The following is a 6,914-nucleotide window of genomic DNA, read 5'->3' on the forward strand; positions in this document are numbered from 1 at the left end:
GGGGAGGCGGTGCCGGCCGCGCTGGCGCGCTACGCGCAGGCGCGCTGGGAGCGCAACGCGCAGGTGCAGGCGCGCGCGCGGCGCAACGGCCGCATCTTCCACGCCACCGGGACGCTGCGGCTGGGGCGCGACATGGCGCTGCGTGTCGGCGGTGCGAGGGTGCTGGACGTGCCCTGGCTGTACGCCGGCTGAAGCGAGGGATCCTCAGCTCACCACTCGAAGGCGCGCAGGTGCTCGGCGCGCCGCATCAGCCCCTCGGCGCCCAGGTAGTGGCTCAGCTTCCCGCCGCGCACCTGGGCCAGCGCGTCCTCGAGTTCCTGCAGCAGGGCGGCCTGGGCGGGCTCGAAATCGGCGAGCACGTCGGCCCCGCCGGCCTGCAGCGCCTGGCCGATCACACGCGCGCTGGCCGGCGCGCCGCAGGCCACGCAGCGCGCCATGGCCTCGGCACTGGGCGTGGCTCCGGCGGCCAGCAGGCGGGCCGTGAGTTCGGGCGCCAGGGCCAGGTCGATTTCGGTCAGTACATCGGCCGGCACCGGCGCACCGGCGTCGAGCAGCGCATTCGTGGCGGCCCAGGCGCCGTGGCTGACCGCCAGGTCGATCGCGTTGGCGCTGCCCTGCAGCGGCGCGCCCAGGTCCACGTCGGCGGCAGCCAGGGCCTGCACCAGCGCGGCGTCGTCGGTGACGGCGGCATGGCGCAGGGCGGTGTGGGCGAGGGCGGTGTCCTGCGCCAGCGTGCCGTCGCGCAGCGCACCGCGCCAGTCGCGCAGGGCCTGGCGGTAGAAGGCCACCAGCTTGTCCGACAGTTCCAGCGGCAGGCCGTGCGAGGTGTGGCGTTCGTCGAGGTATTCGAGCAGGGCCTGGCCCGAGAAGTAGTCGCCGGCGGGCGCCAGCGGGTCTTCCTCCAGGTGCAGGGCGGCGAAGGCGCCCTCGACGCTGCCGGCCACGGTGGCCAGGCTGTCTTCGTGCAGCCGGTGCCGCCAGGCCGGCGGCAGGCCCTTCTTCCAGGCCAGCACCGCGCCGTGGTCGGGATGCTGCGGGTCCACGATCACGTAGATGCGGTCGAGGTACTCGAAGCCGCCGAAGGGCAGGTAGTCGAGGCGCCCGTTCCAGGCCGCGCCGTTCTCGGCGGCCGCTTCCTGCGCCAGTTCCAGCTCGTGGTCGATCCAGCCCTGCAGGTCGTGATAGCCGTCGCTGCCGTTCCAGAACAGCTCGGTCCAGCTGATCGCTTCGTCGTTGCCGCCCATGCGCAGCCGCAGGTCGTAGTCGAGCCGGCCGCCGGCCGTCTCACGCCACAGCGCCAGCAGGCCGGGCGGCAGCGGCCCGGCGCAGACGGCCTGCGCCGCCTCGATCTGTGCCTCGGGCATCGGCGGCTGCGCGTCGAAGATCACGCGGCCCGCGAAGAGCGCGATGCCGTGTCCGCGCAACGTGGCGCGTTCGCTGTCGGTGAAGAAATCCTGCCAGGCGGCCATGCTCGTCTCCTCGGTCTTGCGTCGGACCATGCTAGCGAGAGAGGGCGCCGGCGGCGACAAGGTAATCCTCAGGCCCGCAGGTGTTTCAGAGGTCGGTGCGCAGCTTCCACAGCTCGGGGAACAGCACCACGTCCAGCATCTTGCGCAGGTAGCTCACGCCGCCCGTGCCGCCGGTGCCGCGCTTGAAGCCGATCACGCGCTCCACCGTGGTGACGTGGCGGAAGCGCCAGAGGCGGAAAGCGTCCTCGATGTCGGTGAGCTTCTCGCCGAGCTGGTAGACGTCCCACCAGGCGTGCGGATCGCGGTAGGCGACGAGCCAGGCCTGCTCGACCGCCTCGCTGGCGGCGTAGGGCTGGGTCCAGTCGCGCTGCAGGCGGTCGGCGGGCACGGGCAGGCCGCGGCGTGCCATCAGGCGCAGCGTCTCGTCGTACAGCGACGGCGCGTGGAAGGCGGCCTCCACCCGGACCAGCAGGTCGGCCCGGTGGGCGTGGGGCTTGAGCATGGCGGCGTTCTTGTTGCCCAGCATGAACTCGATGCAGCGGTACTGCCAGCTCTGGAAGCCGCTGCTGCTGGCCAGCCAGGGCCGCATCGCGCTGTACTCGGGCGGCGTCATGGTCGAGAGCACCGTCCAGGCGCCCACCAGCTGCTCCATGATGCGGGTGACGCGCGCCAGCATCTTGAAGGCGTCGGGCATCCGGTCGGCGGCGATGCAGCGTCCGGCGGCAGCCAGCTCGTGCAGCATCAGCTTCATCCACAGCTCGCTGGTCTGGTGCTGCACGATGAACAGCATCTCGTCGTGCGCCGGCGAGAGCGGATGCTGCGCGCCCAGCACCTCGTCCAGGTGCAGGTAGTCGCCGTAGCTCATCGACTGGCTGAAGTCGAGCTGCGCCTTTTCCTCGTGGACGATCTGTTCGGGCAAGGCTGCGCCCTCCGCGGCGCCGGCGGATCGTTGCGGGGTCATCGTGGAACTCCTCGGGGCGGGGGCTTCAGTCCAGCACGGCGGCCATGGCCTCGGCCACGTACTCGACGTTCTTCGTCGACAGGCCGGCGATGCACATGCGGCCGGAACGCACCAGGTAGACGGCGCGCTCCTTGAGCAGCCGGTCGACCTGCTCGGGCGAGAGCCCGGTGTAGCTGAACATGCCGCGCTGGGTGAGGAAGTAGCCGAAGTCGCGGCCGGGCAGCTTCTTCGTCAGCGCGGCGTGCAGGCGCTGGCGCATGTCCTTGATGCGGCCGCGCATGGCGCCGAGCTCGGCCTCCCACTTCGCGCGCAGCTCGGGCGTTTCGAGCACTTGGGTCACGATGCGCGCGCCGTGCGTGGGCGGGCTGGAGTAGTTGGCGCGCACGGCGGACTTGAGCTGACCCAGCACGCGGTCGGCCTCTTCCTTGTCCTTGCACACGACCGAAAGGCCGCCGCAGCGCTCGCCGTACAGCGAGAAGCTCTTGGAGAAGGAGTTGGAGCAGAAGAAGCGCACGCCCGCGTCGGCCAGCGCGCGCACGGCGAAGGCGTCGTCGTCCACACCGTCGCCGAAGCCCTGGTAGGCCATGTCCACGTAGGGGATCAGCTCGCGCTCGGCGATCACCGGGATGATCCGCTTCCACTGCTCCTGCGTGAGGTCGACGCCCGTGGGGTTGTGGCAGCTCGCGTGCATCAGCACGATGCTGTGCTTCGGCAGGCCGCGGATGGTCTCCAGCATCGCGTCGAAGCGCAGGCCGCCGGTGGCCGGGTCGTAGTAGGGGTAGGTGTTCACCTTGAAGCCCGCGCCCTCGAACATGGCGCGGTGGTTCTCCCACGTGGGGTCGCTCACCCACACCTGCGACTCGGGGAAGTAGCGCTTGAGGAAGTCGCCGCCCACCTTCAGGCCGCCGGAGCCGCCCAGCGTCTGCAGCGTGGCGATGCGGCCGCTGGCGACGGCCTCGTGCGCGGCGCCGAACACCAGCTTCTGCACCGCCTGCCGGTAGGGCGCGAAGCCTTCCATCGGCAGGTACGAGCGCGGGCCGATGGACTGCAGCAGCGACGATTCGGCCTGGCGCACCGCCTCCATCACCGGCAGCTTGCCGTCGTCGTCGAAGTAGATGCCGATGGACAGGGAGACCTTGTTCGGCCGCGGATCGGCCTGGAAGTCCTCCATGAGCGAGAGAATCGGGTCGCCGGGATAGGCAGGAACGTGCGAGAACATGGCGTGCGTCTTGTGGGTGAAAGAGGAATGGCGCGGAACTTAACACCGCGAAAAATGGCGTGGTGTCGGTTATTCCCAACGCGCCTGCATCAAATTCTGCGCCCGTTTCGCCGCAGGAACAGCACCAATGGAAAGAGCCCTATGAAACAAGTCATCGACGTCGGCCTGCCGGCGCTCAAGCAACCCTTCTCCTGGGCCGTGAAGGCCACCGGGGCGATGCTCTTCACGGCGCACGGCCCGGTGCGGGCCGACGGCAGCATCGACACCGGCACGGTCGAGCAGCAGGCGCGCATCACCTTCGGCAACCTGCGCAGCGCGGTGCAGGCCGCGGGCGGCACCCTGGCCGACGTGACGCAGGTGCTGATCTACATGACCGACGTGGCCGACATGCCGGCCATCGACGCCGTGTACCGCGAGTTCTTCGAGGCGCCGTATCCCAACCGCTCCAGCGCGGCGGTGGCGGCCCTGGTGGTGCCGGGGATGAAGATCGAGATCGTGGCCTATGCCATGGTGCCGGCCTGACGACGTTCAGGCACTCAGCCCAGCGCCCGCAGCACGGCCCGCACCGGCGAGGCATCCGCCGCCACCAGCTTCAGCGGCAGGGCGATCAGTTCGTAGTCGCCTTCGGGCACCTCGTCGAGCACCAGGTTCTCCAGCACGCGCATGCCGTGGCGGCGGATGGTCTGGTGGCTGGGCAGATCCTTGCTGTCGGCCGGGTCGATGCTGGCGGTGTCGATGCCGATGAGCCTGACGCCCCGCGCGGCCAGCCGTTCGACGGTGTCGGTGGCGTAGGCGGACAGGTGCGGGTCCCAGCGGTCGACCGGCATGCGCTCGTAGGTGCGCACCAGCACGCGGGGCGGCAGCGTGTCGTCCACGGCATGCGCGATGTGCGCCCATTCGATCAGCGGCCCGGTGCCGATGGCGTGGATCACGCGGCAGCGGCCGAGGAAGGCGTCCAGGTCCACCTCGCCGATCGGCGCGCCGTCCGGCGCGTAGTGCAGCGGCGCGTCCGCGTGCGCACCCACGTGCGGCGACATCGTGATCTGGCTGACGTTGACCGGGCAGCCGGGGCCCAGCGTGGCGGCCCACACCTGGCTGTACGGCGTGTCGCCGGGGAAGACGGGCGTGCCGGCATGCACGGGCGGAGAGATGTCCCACAGCCGGCGCGCGGTGCCGGGCGGGGAAGAGGCGAGGGCGGTCGCGGGAGGCATGCCCGGGATCATGCCGCCGAACCGGCCCCGGATGCCAGCCGTCGTGCCGGCAGCGGCGGCAGGCCGTGGCGCGCGCGGGCCCGCGCGCAGGCGTCGCCGCCTTCCTCCAACTCGTGGCAGGGACCGGGACGCCACTCGTAGATGCCGCAGCCCACGGCCTCGCCGATGCGGCCCGTGAGGGCTGCGCAGCGCGGCTGCGCATGGTCGGTGCCGCGCAGCCGCGCCAACGTGTCGTTCAGCGCGAGCGCCAGGCCCGCGGGCACATGGCCGCCATGCTCGTCCAGCTCGTGGATGCTGAAATCGACGCGGTAGGCGGCGCAGCAGGCGCCGCAGGATCGGCAGGCGGACATGGGAGAGCGGGGACGGGGCGGCGATCTTGCCACGGGCCGCGCTGCCGTCTGCCGGACAAAAGAAAACCCGGCCACGCCTTCGCGTGCCGGGTTCGCCGTCAGGCGTGCTCCGTCGCCGGGATCAGAGCGACGCGCTGCGATGGGCCAGGCTGCCGCGCGTGTACTGCTCGGGAATCTGGCTGTTCACGAACGCCTTGGCGTCCAGGTTCGACGTCGGGTTGTGCGCGGCCTGCACGGCTTCGGCGCGCACCGTCGCGCGGTCGAGCTGGCCGGCCATCTGTGCGCGCAGCGCGTCGCCGGCGGCTTCGCCGTAGGCGTTGCTCTGGCGTGCGGCCGCGATGGCCTGCTGCTGCACTTCGGCGCGGCTGTACGTCGAGTCGACGCTCAGCACGCCCTGGTATTCCTCCGCCTGCGCGGCGCCCACGGCGGCCAGCAGCGACACGGCAGCAACGGCGATGATCTTCGAGGTCTTCATGGTCTAACTCCTTCTTGCTTGGACAGCGTTTGAACAAGGGAGCGAACGGGGCACCTGCCGGGTTCGCTTCGGGTCGGCGTTCAATCGCTGGCCCGTGAGAAGAATTGTGGGCCGCGGGCATGGCTGGAAACCGCGCGCTTTTCGAACGCGGCGTTCCCGGGATGGAAACAATCGCTGGGCGCTCAGGACGCCTGCCGCGTGCGCGCCTGCAGCGCGAGCAGCAGGTTGTTGGCCGGCATCGCGACCCGCTCCGCCAGGTGCAGGCCCGCCGCTTCGGCCGCGGCGTTCACCGAGGCGAGCGTGCGCAGGCCCCATGCGGGGTCGCGGCGGCGCAGGTCCGCATCGAAGGCCGCATTGCCCGGCGCGAGTGCTTCGCCCTCCACGATGAAGGGGCCGTACAGGATCAGCCAGCCGTCGTCGCGCAGGCTGCGGCCGGCGCCCTGGAGCAGCGCCTCGCAGCACGCCCAGGGCGCGATGTGGATCATGTTCGCGCAGTACACCGCGTCCAGCGTGCCCGGCGCCGCCGGCCAATCGGCGCTGCGCACGTCCAGTTGCAGCGGCGCGGCGACGTTGGACAAGCCGGCGCAGCGCCGTGCAATGACAGGCAGCAGGGCCGCATCCGGTTCGGTCGGCAGCCAGTACCACGCAGGCAGCGCGGCGGCGAAGTGGGCCGCATGCTGGCCTGTGCCGGCAGCCACCTCCAGCGCCTGGCCGGCGGGCGGCAGCAGCCGTTGCAGTTCGGCCAGGATGGGCGCCTTGTTGCGATCGGCCGCCGGGCTGTGGGGCAGCGGCGATGCGTCGGAGGGAGCGCGCGGGATCATGAGTGCATTCTGGCTGCTCGACCCCCCGCAGTCGGCGATCACGGCGCCAAAACGCAGCACGGCCCCGCGGCACGAACGTACCGCGGGGCCGTGGCTCGCTGCGAGGCGGCTTACCTGCCGACCTTCACGCCGCCCGAGCCCTGGGCCTGGCCCTGGGCGTTCACGCCCGTGCCCACCCCCTTCAATGCGCCGGTGGCCGAGCCGGCCGCGCCCGTGGCGGCGCCCACGGTGTTGCCGACGGCGCCCGTCGCACCGCCCACGGCCTCGCCCGCACCCTGGACCGTGTTGTTCACCGTGCCCACGGTGCCACCCACGGCCTGCGTTGCGCCGCCCACGGTGCCGGTGACACCGCCGAGCACATTGCCCACCGTGTTGCCCAGGCCCGCGCCGCCCCCGGCCTGGCCGGCG

8 protein-coding genes and 2 pseudogenes are annotated in these 6,914 nt (G+C 71.5%); 2 read left to right on the forward strand and 8 right to left on the reverse strand.

Translation table 11 applies throughout. From position 1 onward, the window contains the following. Window positions 1-192, forward strand: a pseudogene (locus ACIY1X_RS16750) (FAD-dependent oxidoreductase); the annotation flags it as partial. Between the two features lie 17 nt (window positions 193-209). On the opposite strand, the gene ACIY1X_RS16755 reads toward ACIY1X_RS16750, so the two are convergent. The 3 genes from ACIY1X_RS16755 to ACIY1X_RS16765 form a co-directional block, all read right to left on the reverse strand. Continuing rightward, window positions 210-1,469, reverse strand: a complete 1,260-nt coding sequence (locus ACIY1X_RS16755; protein ID WP_399682541.1) for an SMI1/KNR4 family protein — start codon at window positions 1,467-1,469, stop codon at window positions 210-212. 85 nt (window positions 1,470-1,554) lie between these two features. Beyond that, entirely contained in the window at window positions 1,555-2,430 is an 876-nt protein-coding gene (kynA, locus tag ACIY1X_RS16760) for a tryptophan 2,3-dioxygenase (protein ID WP_399682544.1), read from the reverse strand. A 25-nt stretch (window positions 2,431-2,455) separates the two neighbouring features. Continuing rightward, on the reverse strand, window positions 2,456-3,649 hold the full coding sequence (locus tag ACIY1X_RS16765) for an aromatic amino acid transaminase (RefSeq protein ID WP_399682547.1): 1,194 nt from the start codon (window positions 3,647-3,649) through the stop codon (window positions 2,456-2,458). A gap of 141 nt (window positions 3,650-3,790) precedes the next feature. Here ACIY1X_RS16765 and ACIY1X_RS16770 point away from each other — a divergent pair, with 141 nt between their 5' ends. Beyond that, a complete protein-coding gene (locus ACIY1X_RS16770; RefSeq protein ID WP_399682550.1) occupies window positions 3,791-4,171 on the forward strand; it encodes a RidA family protein in 381 nt (126 codons plus the stop codon). Window positions 4,172-4,185: 14 nt separating this feature from the next. Here the strand turns inward: ACIY1X_RS16770 and kynB are convergent, their stop codons facing one another. The 5 genes and pseudogenes from kynB to ACIY1X_RS16795 all read right to left on the reverse strand — a co-directional run. Next, on the reverse strand, window positions 4,186-4,860 hold the full coding sequence (gene kynB / locus ACIY1X_RS16775) for an arylformamidase (RefSeq protein WP_399682553.1): 675 nt from the start codon (window positions 4,858-4,860) through the stop codon (window positions 4,186-4,188). A gap of 8 nt (window positions 4,861-4,868) precedes the next feature. Further along, on the reverse strand, window positions 4,869-5,210 hold the full coding sequence (locus ACIY1X_RS16780; protein ID WP_399682556.1) for a YkgJ family cysteine cluster protein: 342 nt from the start codon (window positions 5,208-5,210) through the stop codon (window positions 4,869-4,871). Between the two features lie 121 nt (window positions 5,211-5,331). After that, the gene (locus tag ACIY1X_RS16785; RefSeq protein ID WP_038211842.1) at window positions 5,332-5,685 is read right to left on the reverse strand and encodes a hypothetical protein; all 354 of its coding nucleotides are present in this window, start codon (window positions 5,683-5,685) and stop codon (window positions 5,332-5,334) included. A 182-nt stretch (window positions 5,686-5,867) separates the two neighbouring features. Then, window positions 5,868-6,506, reverse strand: coding sequence for a DUF938 domain-containing protein (locus tag ACIY1X_RS16790; RefSeq protein WP_399682559.1), 639 nt, complete (start codon window positions 6,504-6,506; stop codon window positions 5,868-5,870). A 110-nt stretch (window positions 6,507-6,616) separates the two neighbouring features. After that, window positions 6,617-6,914, reverse strand: a pseudogene (locus ACIY1X_RS16795) (adhesin); the annotation flags it as partial.

It is taken from the genome of Xenophilus sp. (genome assembly GCF_044462705.1).
In the GTDB taxonomy this organism is placed as follows: Bacteria; Pseudomonadota; Gammaproteobacteria; order Burkholderiales; family Burkholderiaceae_C; genus Xenophilus; species Xenophilus azovorans.

Bases quoted from the DNA above. Each gene is read 5' to 3' on its own strand.
- kynA (WP_399682544.1), bottom strand. From the start codon at position 2,430: ATGACCCCGCAACGATCCGCCGGCGCCGCGGAGGGCGCAGCCTTGCCC.
- ACIY1X_RS16755 (WP_399682541.1), bottom strand. From the start codon at position 1,469: ATGGCCGCCTGGCAGGATTTCTTCACCGACAGCGAACGCGCCACGTTG.
- ACIY1X_RS16770 (WP_399682550.1), top strand. From the start codon at position 3,791: ATGAAACAAGTCATCGACGTCGGCCTGCCGGCGCTCAAGCAACCCTTC.
- kynB (WP_399682553.1), bottom strand. From the start codon at position 4,860: ATGCCTCCCGCGACCGCCCTCGCCTCTTCCCCGCCCGGCACCGCGCGC.
- ACIY1X_RS16790 (WP_399682559.1), bottom strand. From the start codon at position 6,506: ATGATCCCGCGCGCTCCCTCCGACGCATCGCCGCTGCCCCACAGCCCG.
- ACIY1X_RS16785 (WP_038211842.1), bottom strand. From the start codon at position 5,685: ATGAAGACCTCGAAGATCATCGCCGTTGCTGCCGTGTCGCTGCTGGCC.
- ACIY1X_RS16780 (WP_399682556.1), bottom strand. From the start codon at position 5,210: ATGTCCGCCTGCCGATCCTGCGGCGCCTGCTGCGCCGCCTACCGCGTC.
- ACIY1X_RS16765 (WP_399682547.1), bottom strand. From the start codon at position 3,649: ATGTTCTCGCACGTTCCTGCCTATCCCGGCGACCCGATTCTCTCGCTC.